Raw genomic sequence first — 18,216 nt, forward strand, 5'->3', positions numbered from 1 at the left:
GCTCAGCTCTTTGTGATGGCTAGGTTGAGGTCGGCATCGCTCATCTTGCTGACCTCGGTTAGAACGCGGCGGAAGGCGCTCGCGAGATGCTTTTCGATCTCCCACGGATCACTCATACCGACCAGCTCGGCGGCGAGCTGCGGGGCGAGCCCAAATAACTGGTCGCGCAGCATCCGGCCTGCCGTGTAGGCAGCATCTTCCACCGCTTTTCGCTCGACCAGATTGCCTTGAACTTTGTTGAACTCAGCCTCGGCCAACTGGGCGAGGTAGTACTCGCGGTGCGCCTTCGCCTTCTGGAAATTGTGAGCCCCGCCAGGTGCTGGATCCGGCTGCAACACCGCTCGTGGGCCGAGGCCGGGCTGGAGCTGGCTTCGGACATCCCGCTCAACGCGGTTTTCTTCATGTCGGGCAGCCACAGCTGCCTTGCTCGGATCGGCGGACTCAGTCAGCAGCAGCTCAGTGGCTTCGACGTCGACCTTGCCGTCGTCGGTCAGCACCAGCCGTTCCTGCTTGGTCAGTTTAGAGACATAGGATTTCGACCATCCGTGACGGGCAGCGAACTCCGATTTCGTCAGGTACGTCATGTCGAAAAGTCCAGTTCACCCAATGAATTCAGGGGGTTAACCAGTTCACCGCAGTTCACTAAGCTGGTGAACCTCCCGCTAACAAAAAGCCGCGGGTTTCCTGCCCCGTACCCCGGCCAGATCACCAGGGTCCCCGGCCCCGCCGGGGCTGGCGGTCGGATCACTGACCAGGTTCACCGCTCCGGGGCTGGACATCGCAGACGCCCAGACGCTTGGCGACCCAGCGCTTGTACAAGCCGATGGCGACATCCGCACCAGCAGTAGCGGTGAGGCAACCAATGGCGCTTGCCGACCACATGGACATACCGGCCGAGTACAGCAGCATGATGGTCGACAGCCCGCATACGACACAGGCGCCTGAGCGCAGCAGCACCTGACGGAAAATGAACCAGCCGCTAACGCCGGCCATGTCGGCCCGCCACATCTCGCCTGAGACGCCGCCCACCAAGGACAGGAAGATCACCAACCAAATTGGCATCTCAACTAACGCTTGCTGCTCGCTGTTCATCGAATCCCCCAAATGCAAAAACCCCGGCACCAAGGCCGGGGTTTTCAGTGTTTGGCGGGCCGCTTTGTGCGCCCGCACGTCTCGAAGATGGATACATTTTGCAGGCCGAGTTTCCTGGCAGCAAGAGGGTTTTAATGCCACCCGGCAATAAGGGGTAAACGTCTAGGGAATGTCTGGCGAATCTCGGGGGAATACACCTTCCCGGCTTAGCTTTACTTTGGTGCTGCCCCATAGGTCCCAAAGGGGGAGGCGATAGTGGGACCTGTGGAACCCCCGAAAATTAAGGGCTGTCCCACTGTCTAACTGTTATTAACCTTTTCCCGTGTAAAGAGAAATATTAAAAGCACGCTGCGCGCAACGCGCGCGTAACGCGTTGCATGCGCCCTATGTGCGCGCCTTCGTGTGAGCAGTGGGACGGTGGGACAGCCCGCGAACTGCGCGGGCTGGGGCTGGGCTAACCTGCGAAAAACACGGCAGGACCGCAGCGGGACGGTAGGACCAAAGGTGGCGGATCATGCAGCCTTCTTCCCTTTCAAAAACCCCTGGATAGCCACATGGGCTTGGTGCAGGCGCTCATAGTACGTCTTCCTACTGCACCTGCAATACGCCATTTTCTGCTCGAGCAGGCTGTCCTGATTGCAGTAGTGCTCTTTCACAATGACGTACAACTGAGGGGCCAGATGTTTGTTCACGATGATCTCGATGTCCGCAGACTCATCAAGCAGTACCCGACTTCCTCTGGTACCTCGGATCAGATCACCCCGGCAGTCCATGAGGAGCCCGAGCATGCTACCACCACCCGAACCACCACCGTGAACATCTGGCGTGTGCAGCTCTTGCGCCCACAGCTTCAGCATCTCATCGATATGCTTGATCAAAAGCAGTCCTCCTTCGGCGCTGGCGGTTGTTGCTCCAGGGCGCTGGTGCGGCCCCAGCCCTCGGGCTTCTGGTACGCCCAGGGCCGCTTGCCACTCTTCGGAAGCGCGGCGAGCCGTCGACGCCGCCAACCCAAGCGGTGCATGATCGACCCCACACGCATCTGCTCAGGCTTGCCCCAATGGCCGGGGTCCAGGTTGAGCGCCTGACCCAACACCTCGCTCCCGGTGACCGTCTCCCCGGCCTGCGATTCCTCCAGCCATTTGAGGATCGGTCCTTCCCATTCATCCACCACGAAGCGCTCTTCCTGCTCTGTAGTGAACAGTTCTTCCTCTTCGCGGGTGACCCACCAGATGTCACCGGCCTGGTAGCAGAACATGGCCTCGGCCCACAGCTGGTCACGGACCCGGCGCAACGCCTCCAGGTCGACCTTGACGCAGGCGACCGGCCAATAACGCCGGTTACCGGTGGCGTCCTTGAGGTATTCATCTTGGTTGGTGGTGCCCGCGAAAACACACTGGCGTGGCACGTCGCTCGTTCTTCGCCCATAGCTTTCGCGGTAGGTGTCGATGGAGGCCGAGAAGAACTGCTTGGCCTTGGTGCTCTCAGCCTTGTTGAAGCTGTCCAGTTCGCCCAGCTCGACGATCCATTTGCCCCGGATCGCCTGGAACGCATCCTTGTCGCCCAAGGTAAACGGCGTGTCCATGAACCATTCGCCACCAAGGATGCCCAGCGCTGTGGACTTACCCGCGCCCTGCGCACCCTCGAGGATCATCACCGCATCCGCCTTGCAACCGGGCTTCATCACTCGGGCCACCGCCGAGATCATCCAGCGCTTACCGACCTTGGCGCTGTACTCATTGCGGGGCACACCGAAGATTTCATGCAGCCAGCGCTCAAGGCGTGGCACGCGATCCCATTCCAGCTTGGCCAGGTAGGTGCAGACCGGATGGAAGGCGTTGTCGTGCGCCACAACACTGACAGCCTCGACCACATGCGAGGCCTTGACGCGGAGGCCCTGCTGGGCAAGCCACTTCATTACACGCATGTCGTCGATGTCGCTCCACTCCCCCGGCACGCCACCATAGGGCGCCGCCCGGCGGCGCATGATCTTCGAGCTGAAGGCGTTGTAGCCGATCACCCCGCTCCACCGTTCATCGTTGGCCAGGATCAGCTCGACGTTCTGCATGTGCGCGATCAGGGCACCGCTCTCGGTCCTGGCCAGCATGTCCTTCCAGCCACCGGTAGCCGGTGGCTTGATCACCGCCGTGACTTGCCGGCGAACCGCCTCGAGACCTTCCGCGCAGTGCAGGTCGTTGAAGTCAGTCCACTTGACCTCGCGGTCGCCCGAAAAGATCGGGCCTACCACCTGGCCGCCGACCACCACAGCCGCGTTATTGGCCTTTTCCTCACCCGGGTTCCAGGGCTCGCCCGTTGGCCGCTTGGTCTTCCAGTCGTCATCCCGGCAGATGATGATGGACCGGCCAGGGAAGCGCTCACGCATGTGCTTGGCTACCGCCATCAGGTTGCCCGCATCGAATGCGATAGCGACTGCTTGGGAGGTTGCCATGTGCAGGCTAGCGCCGGTGGCGTAACCCTCACACACTAGTACAGGCTCCCCTGGCTCAGGATGGCCACCGATCATGTGGAACGCACCATCCTTGGCCATGCCGTGCGGCCAGTAGGACTTGTCGCGCCCAGTATCCTCTTGGACAGCCGGGAAAATCACCTGCAAGCCGACAATGGCGCCCTGAGCATTCTGCATCGGGACGAGTACCGCGCCAGACTTGGGTGCGTAACGAACGCCAAAGCCGACCACCTGCTTTCGATCAAGGTAAGCACTACGCCCCTTCTCAGGCATACGCTTGAACAGAGCTTCCGCCCGCTTGGCTGCACGGCGCGCAGCGTTGGCCGCGATCTCTGCAGCACGTCGTTTGGCATCGGCCTGCCGGGCGCGCATCACCTCACGCTCTTCCGGGGTTAGCCCTCGACCATCAGTCTTCACCTTCTGCGTTTCGCCTAGGCGCCAATCACCAAAGCTGCCGAAGATCAGAGTTTGTCCCTTCTCGGCCAAATGCTCATGCAGGACATACCAGCCATTCTTCTCCTTACCCTTGTCGTCCTTTGTGCGGCAGCGAGTCAGCTTGCCGAAGATCAAGGGCTGATCAGGCTGCAGGCCATAGTCGAGCAACTGGTCTAGTACCTTATCCAGCATAGCGAGCCCCCTTCTTCTCGAAGTGCCCCTGGCACTCGATACAGCGCTGGCAGCCTTTAGCAGCTAACCGGCGCGGCTCCGGAATGGGGTCACCACATCCAAGGCACTCTTCGAGTGAATCACTCGCGGGCGCAGGCGCACGAGCAGACAGAACCAGATCCAGGTGCCACTGGGCGCGATCATTCGCCAGGTCAGCAATGTCAGCCACGGCGAGCCCCCCGAGTAGTCTGGTTGACGTATTCGGCCCGGCGATACATGCCCAATAAGCCCTGAATCCCTCGGAACACCTGGTGCTGAATCTCGGCAAGTTCCTGATCGTCGACCTTCCCGTCACCGATGCTCCGAGCCCAGGTTTCGGACAGATCGGCAACCTGCCGGAAGAAAGCGGCAAGGCCCATCGTCAGAGTTTCAGGAATGTCATGGGTGTATACGTCAGACAGCTCTTGCCAGATGGTGTCGCCAACAAGGGCGTGAATCGAGTCAAGGATGCGCGGGTCCCTGGTCAGTTCCAAGATCTCACAGAATTCTTGAACGTTGACGATATGGGTGGGGTGGGTGGGAGACAGTTTGTGCTGGAGCGTGGTGGCATTACGACCGGTGGTGGCGGCAATGGCGGCAGCACCGCCTGTGTAGTCCCGCACAGCGTGGTACAGCGCGAGTTCGAGAGGCAGCACTTCGCGCTTGGCGCGCTCGGTGCAACTCATTGCAATTCGGCTCATGGCGTGGTCCTTTTCGGTAGCCAGTGCCTGCGGCATACAGTGGTGGTGCATGCGCCGCATAGCGGTTGAGAGAGTAAATAGCGGGTCGCGGAGGCTGTTACGGCCTCAGGCCGGGGCGTCTATCCATCGACTGCCCCAAGCGAAACAGCCACCTCCCGTGGTGAAGGAGGTGACACCCAGGCTCCCTGCCTGGGCGGTGCGATCAAGGCAAACGGACCTATGTGGTGTGCCCGCTTACCTATCACGCAGCCCGGCAGCATCGTGGTGCTACTGCTGGGCTTTGGAGGCGATCACTCGCCTCCGTTGTGGCACATGGCATTACACCTTGAAGGCTGCCAGTGCCAGCGACGAGGGGTGGTGTTACACTCGCCGCGTGTCTTGAGAGAGTCACTACCGGTACTGTCCATGGACTCTTCCGGTAACGCCGCCCCTCTGTGGTGGAGAAGCGGCTCCTGGCATCCGTGCCAGGCATTACGTGGTCAAGGACAGTTGTCTCGTGGTGTGCGCCACGTCCTTGAATGCGGCCCGGTAGCACTGTGGTGGTACTACTGGGGGAAACGAGGCGACCTTCGGGTCGCCTTTTTTCTAAGCAGCATCATGAGTAGGAATTGCCTCAGGAGCCGGAAAAACATCAGGTAGATCCGGACGCAATTGATGCGGCAAAAGAACTTCGGACAGGGCTTTCGAAAGCAAACGCACCTGAGCCACCGGAACACCCCGCCGGCGCCAATTGAAGAGCCGCTGAGGGCTTACCTGACATTCGCGCGCAAGCTGGGAAGGGGTTTTGCCCGCCTCTTTGGCCGCTCGCAAAATCAATTCGAAGACCTGATCAGGCGTATTCATACCGTTACCAATACAAACAATGTGAGTGACATAAGCAAACATTACGTTTGTTATCATCCGAATGCAAGCCCTGTAACATCCTGTTTATGAACAAACACTCAAACACCTTAAAAGGCCAGCGGTTCCGGGAGGCCCTGAAGGACTCAGGACTGTCAGGCGCCGAGCTTGCTCGTCTCCTAGACCTGGAAAATGAACAGAACATCACCAACTGGAAAGCCAGAGGCGTTCCCGCATACATGGTGGGCCAGGTGGCAGCGACCCTGGTTGTTGAACGGGAGTGGCTGGAAGGCAAGGATGTGGTCATGCGCACCGACAGCACGGAGCGCAATCCCACTCGCCCAGCCGCTAATGACGCCCAGCTTTATGTCCTAGAGCCAATGGCCCCGTGGGACTCTGACACCCCACTAGACGATGATGAGGTTGAGTTGAGGCTGTACAAGGAAGTCGAGCTATCTTCCGGCCCTGGCATGGTTGCCCGCACGGAAGTCCAAGAGGTATCCGGACCAAAGCTTCGGTTTTCGAGAGCCACAATGCGAACATGCGGGGTGGATCCATGCAATGCCGTCTTCGCCACCAACAGCGGCAACAGTAACCATCCCCTCATCCTGTCCGGCGCCACGGTGGGGATTGATAAAGGCATGACACGCATCATCGACGGGGAAATCTATGCGATTGACCACGACGGGCACTTTCGCATCAAATTCTTGCAGCGGCTGCCCAACGGCATTCGCATGCGAAGCTTCAACTCGGCAGAGTACGCAGATGAGGACTATGACTTCGATGAAATCCTCGCCCAGCGCATCGTTATTCTAGGCCGGATATTCTGGTGGTCATCGATTCGCCCCCTCAAGGGACCATCACTCATCTAACCAAACAAAATGTGTTGACCAAAAAGCAAACATAACGTTTACTTGCCTCACTCTTTCACCACAGAGTGAGGCAATACCATGCACACCACCGCATCACTACACGTACATCCGGCCGCCGCATCCACCGATCTGATCTTCAAAATCCGCCGCTTGGCTAAGCAACACGGCTGCACGTTCGCCACCACCAAACGCCCGACAGTAGCCACCGCACCCCGCCCTATAAATCCTTACGATGGAGGGCACGCGGCGTGAACCACCCAATCCATCGCACCTTTGAAAACCACAACATCCGCCTGCTGTTGATCGACGGCAAACCGTGGTTCGTGGCAGCTGATACTTGCGACGCGCTGGCCATTATCAATACCGCTCGTGCCTTGAGCCGCCTTGATGATGACGAAAAGGGTATTCACAGTATGAACACCCCTGGCGGGCCCCAAAACCTGGGCATCATCAATGAGTCCGGCCTGTTCTCGTTGATCCTCACCAGCCGCAAGCCAGAAGCCAAGCGTTTCAAGAAATGGGTTACTAGCGAAGTGCTGCCGAGCCTCCGCAAACATGGCTCGTACTCCATTACCGGCACCACCTACGTACAGCCACCGGCGCCCATGGCCGACCACATCGAAGCCGACCGCATCGTCAGCGCAGGCCGTGTCTTCAATGCTATGTTCCGCACCGGCCGGAGCATCGGCATGAACCGCCGCATGGCAGCGTCCCGCGCCAACCAAGCCACTCATCGCTCCACCGGGGTCGACCTGGTTGCCGAGCTGGGCGCTAGCGACTGGATAGACAGTGCCGATACTCCTACGCCGAATCGCCGCCAGTACCAGCTTCAGCAACAGCTCCGCACTCACCTAGCCGAAAATGACTGGCCCCTAATGGTGACCGGACCAAGCCTGATTGAGGCGCTCGGACTGACTGAAGACCGCGCCAACCAGATGGCAGTTGGTCAGTGCCTGCCCCTGCTCGGTTATCGCCGCGTCCGCCTGCCAGCCAGCACACCAAATGGCATCCGCCCGTGGGGCTACGCCCTGCAGCAAAACGTCGCCTTCGAGGAGCTGTCCGCATGAGCTTCGCACTTAGCCACAACGCTTTTGTCTGCCTCAAGGCGCAGACCAACCTGACTGGGCAATTCACCCACATCCTTCGCGACGAGTCGAACGGCGCACGCGCCAAGGCAACGTTACAGACCGAGGTGTATCTCGACCAGGTCAACGTGGTAATCCGAATGGGCTCGACGGTGAACAACCTAACCTTGCCAGCGAACAACCTCGCCAGCGCGAGAAAGGTCGCGGCGCACCTCGAAGCCATCGCCAACGGCAAGCTGGATACAGCCGACATGCCACAGATCGAGTCCGTGCTCGCTGACGTGGCTTAGGAGGTGAATGTGGAGCGCACACTTGCACAAACCGCGAAGCATTTCGGTATTAGCCGCAACGAGCTGATTCGCCGAATGCGTGAAAGCGAGCTGTTGAACGAACGCAATCTACCCCGTTACCCCACTCGCGACCGCCAATACCTGCGGACAAAAGAGGGGAGCTGGTTTCATCCAGAGGCCGGGATGCAGTACAGCGAGTCGACCCGGGTGAAGCAGACCGGGATCCCCTGGCTAGCGGAACGGCTCAATCTGCAACTTCCGACACCACCAGAAGATAAGCGACATGCGGCCTAGGGAGTATGCGAATCAGATCATGCAGCTCAAGACCCGCGCAGAGCGCAACGCTGCGCTTCAGCAGGTACCAAAAGAGCTGCAGGACCTGGTCCGCAAACACTGCGAAATCACCTGGAACCATCCGTCACGCCACAAGCTCAGGGAGAGCCCGACGCCTGATGAGCAATACAAACCAAATCGCGCTGCGCCTGCCGCACGCACCTGATGCAACCACTGTGGAGCTGCTGTACCGGACCTTTGGCGATGTGCTCATTCCACTCGACAAGGTGCGTGTGCAGTACTTCCGCAACCTCAACGAAGACACCTTTGCCGAGCAACTGAAGGTAGGACGGATCTGCTTGCCCATCACCACTCTGGACAACAGTCAGAAAGCCCTGAAGTTCGCCCACATCCGCCATATCGCCGCTCTGATCGATAGCAGGGCTTACCTGGCGGACGAAAAGCAATCTCGACAACCTGAGCAAGAAAAGCAGTAACACCCCAGCGAGGGCCGCCACCACCGGCCCGCACACCACAAGGAGTTAGACCCATGACCAGCCAACAGGTCATAGCCCTCATCGTTATCAGTGCGTTCATAGTCGGATTGTATGCCTACGCCTATTTCCTTGGCCGAAAAGCAGGTCGCGCCCACCACCAACGCGGCTTGCTTTTTGATCTCCTGCCGAGCGATGCCAGTCGCACCGCCATCATGGGGATACCACCACAGGGTTCGACCCCGGAGGGAAGCGGGCACGCGAGAGCACAGGAATCAATCGAAGCCACTCCCGCTTCGCTCCGCGAAGTTCGTGTTGTCGACGCGCAAAAAACAGAAAGTCTCTGCTGCGAAGCAGCAGGCATTATTCCCCCTTTCAGCAACCCCACCGAGGGACTGATACCCCACGACAAGCTGCGCGAGGCAGCGCCCGCTGATGCAACGCTAATCGCTAAAAATCGCCCGCACGCGCAGCCTGCCATGGGGTATACGCACCCTTCCGCCGCCAGCTGCATTGGGGCCGCGATCGAAGCGATACTGGCCGAGCAGAACGGTACGTACGCCACCTCCGAGCAGATGGCACAGGCAATTGAAGCCGCACTGAAGCAAGCCGGGTTCATGATGCCTGCTGATCAGTCCTACCAGAGCATGCCGGTGACAAGATCGGACTATGACCTGCTGATGAATGCGGCCGAGACATTGCGCCTGGCCGAGAAGACTTGGAAAGCCCTCCCAGGCACCGAACCAGGCCGGAAACGAGCCATGCAGCAACAGCAGGATATCTTGGCACTCGCAATTCGCGTGCACGTCCAACTGCGAAAAACTTCGGCGAGCGTCGACAGTGTGGAGGCAGCATGAGCCGCATTCAACGCATCATTTTCAACGAGATGTCGCTGGAACATGCACTTTCCGCCGTTTGCGGGCTTCACAACATGAGCACTGATCTGATCGCTGGAGATGTATTCCGGCAATTGTCGGAACTGGCTACCTATCAACTGACCCCAGTGACAGTTTGGTGCGGCCAAGGCGGTTTGTACCAATCCAAGATGGAGGCTGTTGGAAACGGCGAGCAACGGATCGAATCGGCCATTCTGATCGACGAATCGGATCTCGCGGGACTTGCCGTCGACAGCGTCGAGGTTGCTCGGCTGGCGGAGGAAAATCTGCAGCACCGCAACCTTCAGATCAAGGCCGACGATCTGATCAAGTCCCTCCGCGCCCAGCTGGCTGAGTGTGATGGGCTACTACGCGATTGCTTCACCGCCATGCTGAAAGGTGGTTACTCGAAGCCCTTGCGCGAGCGCATCAAAACCGCGTTATCCGGCGAGGCACACCATGACTGAGCGCATCCGCCCACCCATGGCCTCACACAGCCTCGACCTGCCCGCCATCTGTGATGTCTGCGGTAAAGGCAGATCGACACGACGACACACGAAGTGCAGCCAGATCCGCCAACAGCGGGAAGGCGACAAGTGGGCAGCCTACATGGCCAACGTGGCCGCTAAACGCGCATTGGGTAAACGGGCCATCGCCCGCCGGGGAGATATTGAATGAAGACAGTAGTACCTAACCCAAAACTGGCGGGTGCAAAGCTATCAGCGACAATCAGCACTGGCTTCACCGCCAAGAGCGAGTCAGGCGCCCCCGCCCAGTTGGCGATCATTGATGAGTACGGCAACATCCTTGCAGCCGGACAAGACGTGGCATGGGCGGCCTGGCGCGTATGTGTGGAGGTACAGGAAAACTTCTGGGAGGGACAAGGGCACCTGGTGGTCCACACTAGCCCACCTGGCCTCCCACTGGACAACAAAAAGTCAGCTTAAAGATTCAACCTGGGCGGTCGATACCGGCCGCCCACTTTCCAGACTTCCTCTCGACCCTAAGCCATCGGCGCTGCCCCGCCTTGGAAATCAGCAGGACATCGATGTACCAAGCCCTGCGCCCCTCTGGCAATACACCACGCATGTAAACCACGATGCGCTCGAAAGTATCGATCATCAATTGCCGAACCTTATCCCGCGCCTCGACCTCCTGCGCCTCAACTCCGGCGGTTAGATCCGACCATAGCCTTGCATCTGCTGGCCTCTGCCTGGAGGCGATGCCGGCTAGCTCTCGTTCAGCCTGGAGCAGCTTTGCTTTAGCCTTAGTCAGCTGCTCTTCGAGATCACGGGCTTTACGCAGGAACGTAATCGGCAGAACGCCATCACCCTCCCCCAATGCCAACGCTTCAGTAAGCCGGCCGAGCTGGGCTTCGAGATCAGCCACCTGCTTTCGCGAGCTCATAACCCCTTGCTGTAGGTCGCCACTCGGTCCTGCTGGCTGCTGTAAACGCAGCAGGTTCATCTGATCTGAGCAAAACGACATAACAGCCCGTTCGACAGGTGCAACGCTACAACTTCCGCCCACATCGCACCCACCTTTGTTCATGTAGGACATGCACATGATACGCCTATGCCCATCCGTCAAAGTCCCATCAGGTCGAACCTTATGCATCACATTCTGCGCGGTCATTGCCGTGCCGCAGTAGCCACAGTAGGTAATACCGATACCAGTCACTATCCCAGGAATGGCTCCCTTCCCTCGCCGACGACTTCGCTGACCTCGCAATAGCTGTAATTCCTCAAACTCAACATCCGAGAGTAACCGAGGATAATAGTCCTCCAGCAGGTAATCTTCACCGTCAACACAGATATGCTTCGCACCTTTCAAAGCCACTAACTTGATCAGGCGATAAATCTGCTGTGGAGAGATCCCGAGATAAGATGTATCGAAGCCCCGTTCCTGGATCATACTGAAGGCTCGATCAGCGCCATATCCTTCGCGATACTTCTCGATGGCAAATCGCACAACTTCGGTACGTTCAGGAATCAACTCCCAGCGACCGTCGACGAAGCGGACCCAGCGAGGGTCGCTGCCATTGCGGATCAAACCACGGTAGTGTCCAGCGATCCAGTCTTCACACAAGCGCTTGATTGAGGCCTTCACGCGCTTACTTTTGGTGTCGCTCTCTTCATGAGCCCGGATCATGACCAGAAGGCTATAGACCAGGTCCATTGGCTGCGCCTTCAACCTTTCCCTGTTGTACTCACGGCCGTCACTCGCGGTGACCACGGTAATGCCCGCATTGATGATCTGGGCCAACTGCGCTTGCGCTTGTATTGGTTCTGCCCGGCTGAGACGGTCCAGGCCCTCAACGACCAATACAGAGCCGGCCGGGATACGCCCCTCATCAACAGCCTGCAGGAAGACGCCCAAGGCGCCCTGTTTTATGTGCCGCTGGTGAAAGGCGGAGAGGCCCTCATCCCTCAAGGAAAGCGACTGGTCTAGTGTGAGACCCCTTGCCGCAGCCCATGACTTCGCATACTCAGCCTGCCTGTCCGCACTGTTTCCTGCCGCTTGGCGCGGGTCAGAGAACCGCAGATAGCTGTAGACCAATCCTTGAGACGCTTGCATACCCTTGATTCCACTCTAACCGTGAAAACCTGAAGTATATATTACCACTCAAAGGGCTCGCCAATGGACACATGACCATGCTGTGATGACGCTGCTAGTCCGCGCTCAGCACGCAGGGGATTGAAAAAAGAAACGACTTCATCAATGATGCCCACACAAACATTCACAAAAATAACGAGGAATCATGAACATCTCCACACTTCTCATATTCATACCGGCTTGCTTTGCACTGAACATGGCTCCCGGACCAAATAACTTGCTTTCAGTTAATAACGCCACACATTATGGCTTCTGGGCTTCATGTCTTGCAGGCGCCGGAAGGCTAATTGCTTTTGCAGCAATGATAGCGCTCGCAGCAGCGGGGTTAACTGCTGTACTTGAAACGTCCGAACTGGTATTTCTTGGCATCAAGCTTCTTGGCGCTGCTTATCTATTCTACTTAGCTTTTAAACTTTGGACAGCAAATATTCAGAATCAGGATTCGAATGATGCAAAATCAAGAAACCTTGTGGGCCTAGCGAAACAAGAGTTTCTTATTGCAGCTGGAAATCCAAAAGCAATATTGATATTCACAGCATTCCTACCGCAATTCGTAGACCCAGCGCATGATGTCGCGCCGCAGTTTGCAATGCTGGGTGTTCTATTCCTGGTATTGGAGATGATCGCTCTGGCAGGCTATGCCTTAATCGGGCTGCACTTGCGACGCTGGTTCAATAACCCCGATGGAAAACGTCTCTTCAACCGCATCTGCTCGGTACTGCTGTCGGGCGCAGCCTCCGTATTGCTCGTCACCCGGCGTGCCTAAGACCACTAGCGCCTAGGTGATGACCCCATCCATGCTAGCCCAACAGCTCTAAAACTGTTCCTCACCACAGGTGCAGCAAGAGCCGTATTCATCACTGATGATGTTGCCCTTACACGCAGCATCATAACAATGCGTGCGGCTTACCAAGTGGGTGTCGTCACAGACAAAGCACCACAGCGTAGTGGACGTAGGCTTGTTGGGTTCTAGCACAGCATAACGAGGTACGGGACCGTCTACCTTTACAGACTCGTAGCTGCAAGCCGGGCAAATATATTTGCGGACCCCTGCAGCAACCTTGAAGAATCGCTGTCGCTCAGACTTGGAAAGTAGTTTGTAAACTGCCCAGCACTCTCGGACCAGAACGCCTTCAATGTGATCGTTATCAAAATAAACTTGAGCATCCGGCGCTGAAAATAGAAATTCCTTCCGAGTCTTTACCCAGTTTTGATCAGGGAATAGGTGCTCGTGTGCTTCGAGAATGATCAAAATTACTTCTTTGGGCGAAATTCGAAGCTTCGCATTTACTGAATGCATTGCTGAGTTTCGAACCTTTCGCACTCGATCGAATAACTCCACAAATTTCGCATCGAAAGGTTGAGGACTCACCATGTTATAAGCTTTGATTAGATCATGAGCATCGATGGTTTTGAATTCGGAGAACTCGACGCCCTGACCTGTCTTGTCCTTAGGCCAGTCTGACGGAGATCCGAGTAACAAGTATGGGCTGAAAGCTACGAGCTTACCCTTGATAGCGAGCTCGACGCCCTGCTGGGCAATGATAAGTGAGGTCAGAATCCGTTGCCGGGCAGCCTCCCAAAACTGCGCCTCATCATCTTTGTCCACTTCGACGTACTGACCCGCTTCATCCAGGGTCGTTATAAACGAAATGACGATGTCCCAGGCAAAATCAAACTGCGCGTATGCTGCCGACGCGAATTCTTCGCTCGTCGGAATTTCTTTAATCATCGGGATCAACCTCGATTTTTAGCGCCGATGGCATAAGAGTAGAGCTGAGTGGGCAATCGGCCACTCTTTGTTCGCTCGAACTCGCTAGTAAGGCTCGCCCCAAGTAGCCCGTGGATCAGAGGTACGGTCAACACCGCTCTGAACGTACAAACCAGGCTCAACACATTCCAAAAAACCGTCCTTCAACGAACGATCAACACGGCCAAGTAAACTGAAATTCTCGGTGTGATCCGACCCGCACGTACAATCGTCTTCATGCAAAACACGCTCCCAGATCCCAAGGCTGTCGATCCGGTAATGCAATCCATAGAAGCGTCCCATGCCCATGATGCGCAGCCCCGGATGGTCGACGCCATACTCAAAAACACAGACGATGCCTCCGGAAACCTTCACAATTCCCACGCCCTTCCCATATTTTGTGTCCATCCCATGGTAAACAAGGCCATCAAGCTCGATAGAGATCTCGTCGTACTCTTCGAGCAGCTTGTTAATCTCCGGAAGGATGAAGCGAGGCGTGCTAGCTCCGTGATACAAAGAGCTACCGCATAAAAGCTGGGCGATTTGTCTGGCGGTCGCGGTCTGGCAATTTGGCAGAGGCGGAAGATCTCTTGTCCAGAATGGGCGATACATCGCGCTCCGAGGTGGCATATGCTTTTGAAGGTGCCCGGAATACTCTGGAAGCTCCAGTGATCGCCAGAATGCTTCGAGACCATCATCCGGGATGTGCCGCATCTTTTCCCATGGCATCGCCAGCAGCTCGTAATACACGGGGTCATCCGAGGGCTCAGGGAATAGCCAGCCAGCGCTATATCCCCCCGCGAAGTTTCGCAGAACCTCTGCCGGCGCGGTGATATGACAAAGAATGCAATCACTACGTAGGCCACCCTGGATCAAAGGGCCAACCATGTAAGCGTCTTGTCGTACGTATCGCGGCGCTCCTTGATGTGTAGCAATCTCTGAAAGGTGAACCGCTTGAATTCCAGACCGTCGGAGCGACTTCTGGCTTATCAGGTAAAGATGACCTACGTCCTCAGTCGGGACAAACCACGCATTGCATGTGCGCAGCCAGATCGGGTCTTCAAAGCAATCCTCAACCAAATTGACTGCGATCTTTGACTCAAACCTATTACTTGCGAACCAAGCGGCAACACGCGGATCACCGGTAGCATCAAGGAAGAATGAGCGAAACCCATAGTGCTGCAGGATCGCTTGGTTGGTGGCTGTATCTTCGGTCTCCTTCCAACCGCGTACTAAATGCTGCAAGGCTCTCTTTGCGTAATAGGTCCACTTAATCATCAGGTCGGGCACGCACCCCTGACGCTGAAATGAGGTTGACAACGAAGGGTGGCCGTTGGAATCAAGATAGTGCTGGGTTTGCCCTCTGTAAAGAACGCCCGGCCCGTATTGTTGGATAGCCACTTTGAGTTCTTCAAGTGTTTCACAGTGCTGCGTTTCCATGTCCCCTCACTTTCTACGGTAGTTAACGGGCAATGATGGTCGTTCGACCAAGCCAGAGACAGCAGTTCGGGCCGAAGCTTCGAAAGCCTAACCTCTAAATATCGTCATCAGGAACAAGTGGTCCTTCATAAATCTTTGCCAACCTAACGGTAGCGTCAACAACCTCTTTAGGCACTGCACGCCCCTGCAACTTCTGAAGCACCCTGTCGCGGACAAAAAATCGAGATGGCAAATCCGGATTTATAATGTTATCCAGCCCTTTCCTCGAGCAAGTCTTAAGCTCTTCATTAATGGCTTCATCGAGTTCACTGGACTTGACCTCAATGTCGTAAGGAAGCCGCTCAAAACACCCGCCATCAATAATTTCGTCAATCACCGAGCGATGCCATACAATACCAATTTGCGGGTCTGCTTTATCGGTCACTCCCTCTCGCCCTACGTAAATCCCTACAAGTATGGCAACGTCAGTCCCAAATCGATAACTCCCACCTCTAATCGAGACGCTACCTTTAGGACTGTAGTAAAGAACCGGAGAGCCAGACATACCGCTCTTCGAGGCACTATCTATGAGGAACTTTGGCTGACCATTAAACCCATTCTGAACAGATGTAGCTATCGTTGCCCGTTTCCATATAGGCTGTGAGTAGTCATCCTGAACATTGTGCGGGTAACCAGGAATAAAGAGCTCCTCAGTAACTTCAACATCGTCCATCCATTTTTCAATAACAGCTTCGCTAGGAGCCAAATAGCGCTGTATAGGGCAAAGCTCAGCAGGAATAGGATTATTAAGAGGCGAAATTAGCCCTTCTACAATCTCATTATCAGATTGCCGGTACTCAAACTTGAAATTACCCATTGGATCGAAGGGAATGGCCGCGACATCAACACGCGGCCATCTCGTTGGGTGAATAAGAAATAACGACTTTTCTTCATCCGCCAGGGGGACGATGATTGACATTCGAGTCGCGCCAAGCGGGGGATGGCTCACTACAAGGTTAACAACCACGTTATCAGGTACTGCATTCTGAATACTCTGAAATTTCAGATTGTCGGGATGGCGACCTGTCAAATTGTGCCAAGCGGTCACGATATAGTACTTCCCATCACGTTCATAAACTACGCCCGTCCCGATAGCGAGAGTAGTTTTTTCGAACCGCATCGTTAGGTGAACAACAGAGTTACTTACTGCCGCCATCTTTGCTTCCTTGCTCGCGTGAAGAGGGCTGTAATCATAGCAATGCCAAACTATTCAGCCTACTCCAGATCATCGATCAGCTCAAAGGAGGTGAAAGCAGGGAAGGAAACCGCACCGGCGTTCGAAGACGCTTCGAATGACTGCTGCTGGCCAATAAATTCCCGCCATTACTTTATATATTGGCCATCGTTAGGTTTACCAGCAGCCATCCAGAACTCCTGGCGTACCAGACGCCAGGTGCCGTGCGGCTGATCACCTGCAACCGCGGCCTCGCCCACTGGTGCCCGCCACAGTTGCCAGGCGATATAGAACAGGTACGCCGCCCCCGCCAATTTGATGGCCAGGAACAGGTATTCGCTGGTGTGCAGCACCACTGCCAGGCCCATGGCCGCCAGGGCGATCATGCCGCTGAAGGCGACGATGCGCCCGCCACCGGCCACGCAGGCCGTACGCAGGCCGTAACGGCTGGCATTGTGCAACGACAGCAGGTTGTTCGGCCCCGGCGCCATGTTCAGGGCGAAACAGGCGGGGATGAAAAGCAGCAGGCTTGAAAGGTCCATTATCGTTTTCCTTTGGCAACAGGCGCCTATTTCGGCGGTTAGCTGGCCTGGTGGTCAAGTTACAGCCAGCGGAAAAAACTGTATGGGTGCGCGGCGCCTGATAAGCTGCCGGGCATATCGAGGACCCTGTGATGCCCCGTTCCCATGCCGCGCTGTGGCGCGACCCGGCCCTGCCGCATGTCGAAAGCCGCCGCGCCTGCCATAGCCGCGCCTGCTACAAGGCCCACAGCCACCCAACGTTTTCCATCGGTGTGGTGGATGCCGGCCACAGTCATTTCACCGGTGCCGGCAACGGCCAGCAACGCCTGACGCCTGGCACTCTGGTGCTGGTCCCGGCCCGCCGGGTACATGCCTGCAACCCCGAGCCCGGGCAGGCGTGGAGCTACCAGATGCTGCATGTGGATGCCGACTGGCTGGCACAGCTGCACCTGGAGTCCGGGCTGGATGGTGCCGGGCCCGGCGAGCCGGCACGTATCTGCCAGGTGCCGGAGGTGTATCGGCAGTTCTGCGAACTGAACAGTCTGCTGTTTTCCAACGCCAGCAATGGTGAGAAGGATGCCGCGCTGATTGCCTTTCTGGGTGACCTGGACTTTGCCAGGCACGCGCCGCTGGCACCGGCACCGGCCCTGGGGGCGACCGCGTTGAGTGGGCTGATTGCGCACATCGAAGGCCAGGACCCGGCGCAGTTGAGCCTGGCGGTACTCGCGCGGCAGGCCGGGCTTGGGCGCTACCAGTTGATTCGCGCATTTCGCGCGGCCACCGGGTTTACGCCGCATGCCTACCTGCTCAATGCCCGGGTCAACCGTGGGCGGCAATTGCTGGGTGAAGGGCAGGCCCTGGCGGAGGTGGCCTATCGGCTCGGTTTTGCCGACCAAAGCCATTTCCAGCGGGTGTTCAAAGCCCATGTGGGGGTGACACCGGGGCAGTATCGGGGAGACTGAAGGCCTGCGCGGTCTGTGTAGGAGCGGCCTTGTGTCGCGAAAGGGCTGCGCAGCAGCCCCGGCAATCTGTGCCGCGGAGCTGA

22 protein-coding genes and 1 pseudogene are annotated in these 18,216 nt (G+C 57.0%); 11 read left to right on the forward strand and 12 right to left on the reverse strand.

Annotated elements, in window-relative coordinates; translation table 11 throughout:
- Window positions 1-2 precede the first annotated feature (2 nt).
- From RR51_RS10630 to RR51_RS29115, 7 genes are all read right to left on the reverse strand, one after another.
- Window positions 3-584, reverse strand: coding sequence for a hypothetical protein (locus tag RR51_RS10630; RefSeq protein WP_039613472.1), 582 nt, complete (start codon window positions 582-584; stop codon window positions 3-5).
- A gap of 160 nt (window positions 585-744) precedes the next feature.
- Window positions 745-1,092: a phage holin family protein gene (locus tag RR51_RS10635; RefSeq protein ID WP_039613516.1), complete on the reverse strand. Its 348-nt coding sequence runs from the start codon at window positions 1,090-1,092 to the stop codon at window positions 745-747.
- A gap of 512 nt (window positions 1,093-1,604) precedes the next feature.
- Window positions 1,605-1,970, reverse strand: a complete 366-nt coding sequence (locus RR51_RS10640) for a PA0613 family protein (protein ID WP_039613473.1) — start codon at window positions 1,968-1,970, stop codon at window positions 1,605-1,607.
- A complete protein-coding gene (locus tag RR51_RS10645) occupies window positions 1,967-4,183 on the reverse strand; it encodes a VapE domain-containing protein (RefSeq protein ID WP_039613474.1) in 2,217 nt (738 codons plus the stop codon). Before RR51_RS10645 ends, RR51_RS10640 begins: the two co-directional genes overlap by 4 nt.
- Window positions 4,173-4,391 (reverse strand): TraR/DksA C4-type zinc finger protein, encoded by a 219-nt coding sequence (locus RR51_RS29110; RefSeq protein WP_021785555.1) that lies wholly within the window; start codon window positions 4,389-4,391, stop codon window positions 4,173-4,175. The genes RR51_RS10645 and RR51_RS29110 overlap by 11 nt, the downstream gene beginning before the upstream one ends.
- Complete coding sequence (locus tag RR51_RS10655; RefSeq protein WP_021785556.1) at window positions 4,384-4,902, reverse strand: phage regulatory CII family protein; 519 nt, start codon at window positions 4,900-4,902, stop codon at window positions 4,384-4,386. The genes RR51_RS29110 and RR51_RS10655 overlap by 8 nt, the downstream gene beginning before the upstream one ends.
- Window positions 4,903-5,487: 585 nt before the next feature.
- Window positions 5,488-5,787 (reverse strand): YdaS family helix-turn-helix protein, encoded by a 300-nt coding sequence (locus tag RR51_RS29115; protein ID WP_161795737.1) that lies wholly within the window; start codon window positions 5,785-5,787, stop codon window positions 5,488-5,490.
- 44 nt (window positions 5,788-5,831) lie between these two features.
- On the opposite strand from RR51_RS29115, the gene RR51_RS10660 reads away from it, so the two are divergent.
- The 9 genes from RR51_RS10660 to RR51_RS10695 all read left to right on the forward strand — a co-directional run bounded on the left by RR51_RS10660 (window position 5,832) and on the right by RR51_RS10695 (window position 10,578).
- Window positions 5,832-6,614: a S24 family peptidase gene (locus RR51_RS10660; RefSeq protein ID WP_039613475.1), complete on the forward strand. Its 783-nt coding sequence runs from the start codon at window positions 5,832-5,834 to the stop codon at window positions 6,612-6,614.
- Window positions 6,615-6,862: 248 nt separating this feature from the next.
- Window positions 6,863-7,681: a BRO-N domain-containing protein gene (locus RR51_RS10665; protein WP_039613476.1), complete on the forward strand. Its 819-nt coding sequence runs from the start codon at window positions 6,863-6,865 to the stop codon at window positions 7,679-7,681.
- Entirely contained in the window at window positions 7,678-7,989 is a 312-nt protein-coding gene (locus RR51_RS10670) for a hypothetical protein (protein ID WP_052261047.1), read from the forward strand. Before RR51_RS10665 ends, RR51_RS10670 begins: the two co-directional genes overlap by 4 nt.
- Before the next feature lie 9 nt (window positions 7,990-7,998).
- The gene (locus RR51_RS29120) at window positions 7,999-8,283 is read left to right on the forward strand and encodes a phage antirepressor KilAC domain-containing protein (RefSeq protein ID WP_080671179.1); all 285 of its coding nucleotides are present in this window, start codon (window positions 7,999-8,001) and stop codon (window positions 8,281-8,283) included.
- 158 nt (window positions 8,284-8,441) lie between these two features.
- Window positions 8,442-8,759, forward strand: a complete 318-nt coding sequence (locus RR51_RS10675) for a pyocin activator PrtN family protein (RefSeq protein ID WP_021785562.1) — start codon at window positions 8,442-8,444, stop codon at window positions 8,757-8,759.
- A 53-nt stretch (window positions 8,760-8,812) separates the two neighbouring features.
- The gene (locus RR51_RS10680; RefSeq protein ID WP_039613477.1) at window positions 8,813-9,613 is read left to right on the forward strand and encodes a hypothetical protein; all 801 of its coding nucleotides are present in this window, start codon (window positions 8,813-8,815) and stop codon (window positions 9,611-9,613) included.
- Window positions 9,610-10,098 carry a hypothetical protein gene (locus RR51_RS10685; RefSeq protein WP_039613478.1) on the forward strand — a complete coding sequence of 163 codons (489 nt, stop codon included), beginning with the start codon at window positions 9,610-9,612 and terminating at the stop codon, window positions 10,096-10,098. The genes RR51_RS10680 and RR51_RS10685 overlap by 4 nt, the downstream gene beginning before the upstream one ends.
- Window positions 10,091-10,309 (forward strand): hypothetical protein, encoded by a 219-nt coding sequence (locus tag RR51_RS29130; protein ID WP_033730801.1) that lies wholly within the window; start codon window positions 10,091-10,093, stop codon window positions 10,307-10,309. Before RR51_RS10685 ends, RR51_RS29130 begins: the two co-directional genes overlap by 8 nt.
- On the forward strand, window positions 10,306-10,578 hold the full coding sequence (locus tag RR51_RS10695; RefSeq protein WP_039613479.1) for a hypothetical protein: 273 nt from the start codon (window positions 10,306-10,308) through the stop codon (window positions 10,576-10,578). The genes RR51_RS29130 and RR51_RS10695 overlap by 4 nt, the downstream gene beginning before the upstream one ends.
- A gap of 4 nt (window positions 10,579-10,582) precedes the next feature.
- On the opposite strand, the gene RR51_RS10700 is transcribed toward RR51_RS10695, so the two are convergent.
- The gene (locus RR51_RS10700; RefSeq protein ID WP_039613480.1) at window positions 10,583-12,208 is read right to left on the reverse strand and encodes a recombinase family protein; all 1,626 of its coding nucleotides are present in this window, start codon (window positions 12,206-12,208) and stop codon (window positions 10,583-10,585) included.
- 184 nt (window positions 12,209-12,392) lie between these two features.
- On the opposite strand from RR51_RS10700, the gene RR51_RS10705 reads away from it, so the two are divergent.
- Entirely contained in the window at window positions 12,393-13,013 is a 621-nt protein-coding gene (locus RR51_RS10705; protein ID WP_039613481.1) for a LysE family translocator, read from the forward strand.
- Window positions 13,014-13,061: 48 nt separating this feature from the next.
- Here RR51_RS10705 and RR51_RS10710 read toward each other — a convergent pair whose 3' ends face one another.
- From RR51_RS10710 to RR51_RS10725, 4 genes and pseudogenes are all read right to left on the reverse strand, one after another.
- Window positions 13,062-13,979 (reverse strand): hypothetical protein, encoded by a 918-nt coding sequence (locus RR51_RS10710; RefSeq protein WP_039613482.1) that lies wholly within the window; start codon window positions 13,977-13,979, stop codon window positions 13,062-13,064.
- 84 nt (window positions 13,980-14,063) lie between these two features.
- Window positions 14,064-15,437: an FRG domain-containing protein gene (locus tag RR51_RS10715; protein WP_039613483.1), complete on the reverse strand. Its 1,374-nt coding sequence runs from the start codon at window positions 15,435-15,437 to the stop codon at window positions 14,064-14,066.
- A gap of 94 nt (window positions 15,438-15,531) precedes the next feature.
- Entirely contained in the window at window positions 15,532-16,632 is a 1,101-nt protein-coding gene (locus RR51_RS10720) for a hypothetical protein (protein WP_039613484.1), read from the reverse strand.
- Window positions 16,633-16,823: 191 nt separating this feature from the next.
- Window positions 16,824-17,192 (reverse strand): annotated as a pseudogene (locus RR51_RS10725) (LysE family translocator); the annotation flags it as partial.
- 131 nt (window positions 17,193-17,323) lie between these two features.
- On the opposite strand from RR51_RS10725, the gene RR51_RS10730 reads away from it, so the two are divergent.
- A complete protein-coding gene (locus tag RR51_RS10730; protein ID WP_039613485.1) occupies window positions 17,324-18,133 on the forward strand; it encodes an AraC family transcriptional regulator in 810 nt (269 codons plus the stop codon).
- The last annotated feature ends 83 nt before the right edge of the window (window positions 18,134-18,216 follow it).

The organism is Pseudomonas sp. C5pp (assembly GCF_000814065.1).
Classification (GTDB): Bacteria; Pseudomonadota; Gammaproteobacteria; order Pseudomonadales; family Pseudomonadaceae; genus Aquipseudomonas; species Aquipseudomonas asiatica.

Excerpts from the sequence above, each read along its gene's own strand:
- RR51_RS10715 (WP_039613483.1), bottom strand. The coding sequence starts at position 15,437 with ATGGAAACGCAGCACTGTGAAACACTTGAAGAACTCAAAGTGGCTATC.
- RR51_RS29130 (WP_033730801.1), top strand. The coding sequence starts at position 10,091 with ATGACTGAGCGCATCCGCCCACCCATGGCCTCACACAGCCTCGACCTG.
- RR51_RS10720 (WP_039613484.1), bottom strand. The coding sequence starts at position 16,632 with ATGGCGGCAGTAAGTAACTCTGTTGTTCACCTAACGATGCGGTTCGAA.
- RR51_RS10710 (WP_039613482.1), bottom strand. The coding sequence starts at position 13,979 with ATGATTAAAGAAATTCCGACGAGCGAAGAATTCGCGTCGGCAGCATAC.
- RR51_RS10685 (WP_039613478.1), top strand. The coding sequence starts at position 9,610 with ATGAGCCGCATTCAACGCATCATTTTCAACGAGATGTCGCTGGAACAT.
- RR51_RS10695 (WP_039613479.1), top strand. The coding sequence starts at position 10,306 with ATGAAGACAGTAGTACCTAACCCAAAACTGGCGGGTGCAAAGCTATCA.
- RR51_RS10660 (WP_039613475.1), top strand. The coding sequence starts at position 5,832 with ATGAACAAACACTCAAACACCTTAAAAGGCCAGCGGTTCCGGGAGGCC.
- RR51_RS10675 (WP_021785562.1), top strand. The coding sequence starts at position 8,442 with ATGAGCAATACAAACCAAATCGCGCTGCGCCTGCCGCACGCACCTGAT.
- RR51_RS10705 (WP_039613481.1), top strand. The coding sequence starts at position 12,393 with ATGAACATCTCCACACTTCTCATATTCATACCGGCTTGCTTTGCACTG.
- RR51_RS10700 (WP_039613480.1), bottom strand. The coding sequence starts at position 12,208 with ATGCAAGCGTCTCAAGGATTGGTCTACAGCTATCTGCGGTTCTCTGAC.
- RR51_RS10655 (WP_021785556.1), bottom strand. The coding sequence starts at position 4,902 with ATGAGCCGAATTGCAATGAGTTGCACCGAGCGCGCCAAGCGCGAAGTG.
- RR51_RS10670 (WP_052261047.1), top strand. The coding sequence starts at position 7,678 with ATGAGCTTCGCACTTAGCCACAACGCTTTTGTCTGCCTCAAGGCGCAG.
- RR51_RS10730 (WP_039613485.1), top strand. The coding sequence starts at position 17,324 with ATGCCCCGTTCCCATGCCGCGCTGTGGCGCGACCCGGCCCTGCCGCAT.
- RR51_RS10635 (WP_039613516.1), bottom strand. The coding sequence starts at position 1,092 with ATGAACAGCGAGCAGCAAGCGTTAGTTGAGATGCCAATTTGGTTGGTG.
- RR51_RS29115 (WP_161795737.1), bottom strand. The coding sequence starts at position 5,787 with ATGTTTGCTTATGTCACTCACATTGTTTGTATTGGTAACGGTATGAAT.
- RR51_RS10680 (WP_039613477.1), top strand. The coding sequence starts at position 8,813 with ATGACCAGCCAACAGGTCATAGCCCTCATCGTTATCAGTGCGTTCATA.
- RR51_RS10630 (WP_039613472.1), bottom strand. The coding sequence starts at position 584 with ATGACGTACCTGACGAAATCGGAGTTCGCTGCCCGTCACGGATGGTCG.
- RR51_RS10645 (WP_039613474.1), bottom strand. The coding sequence starts at position 4,183 with ATGCTGGATAAGGTACTAGACCAGTTGCTCGACTATGGCCTGCAGCCT.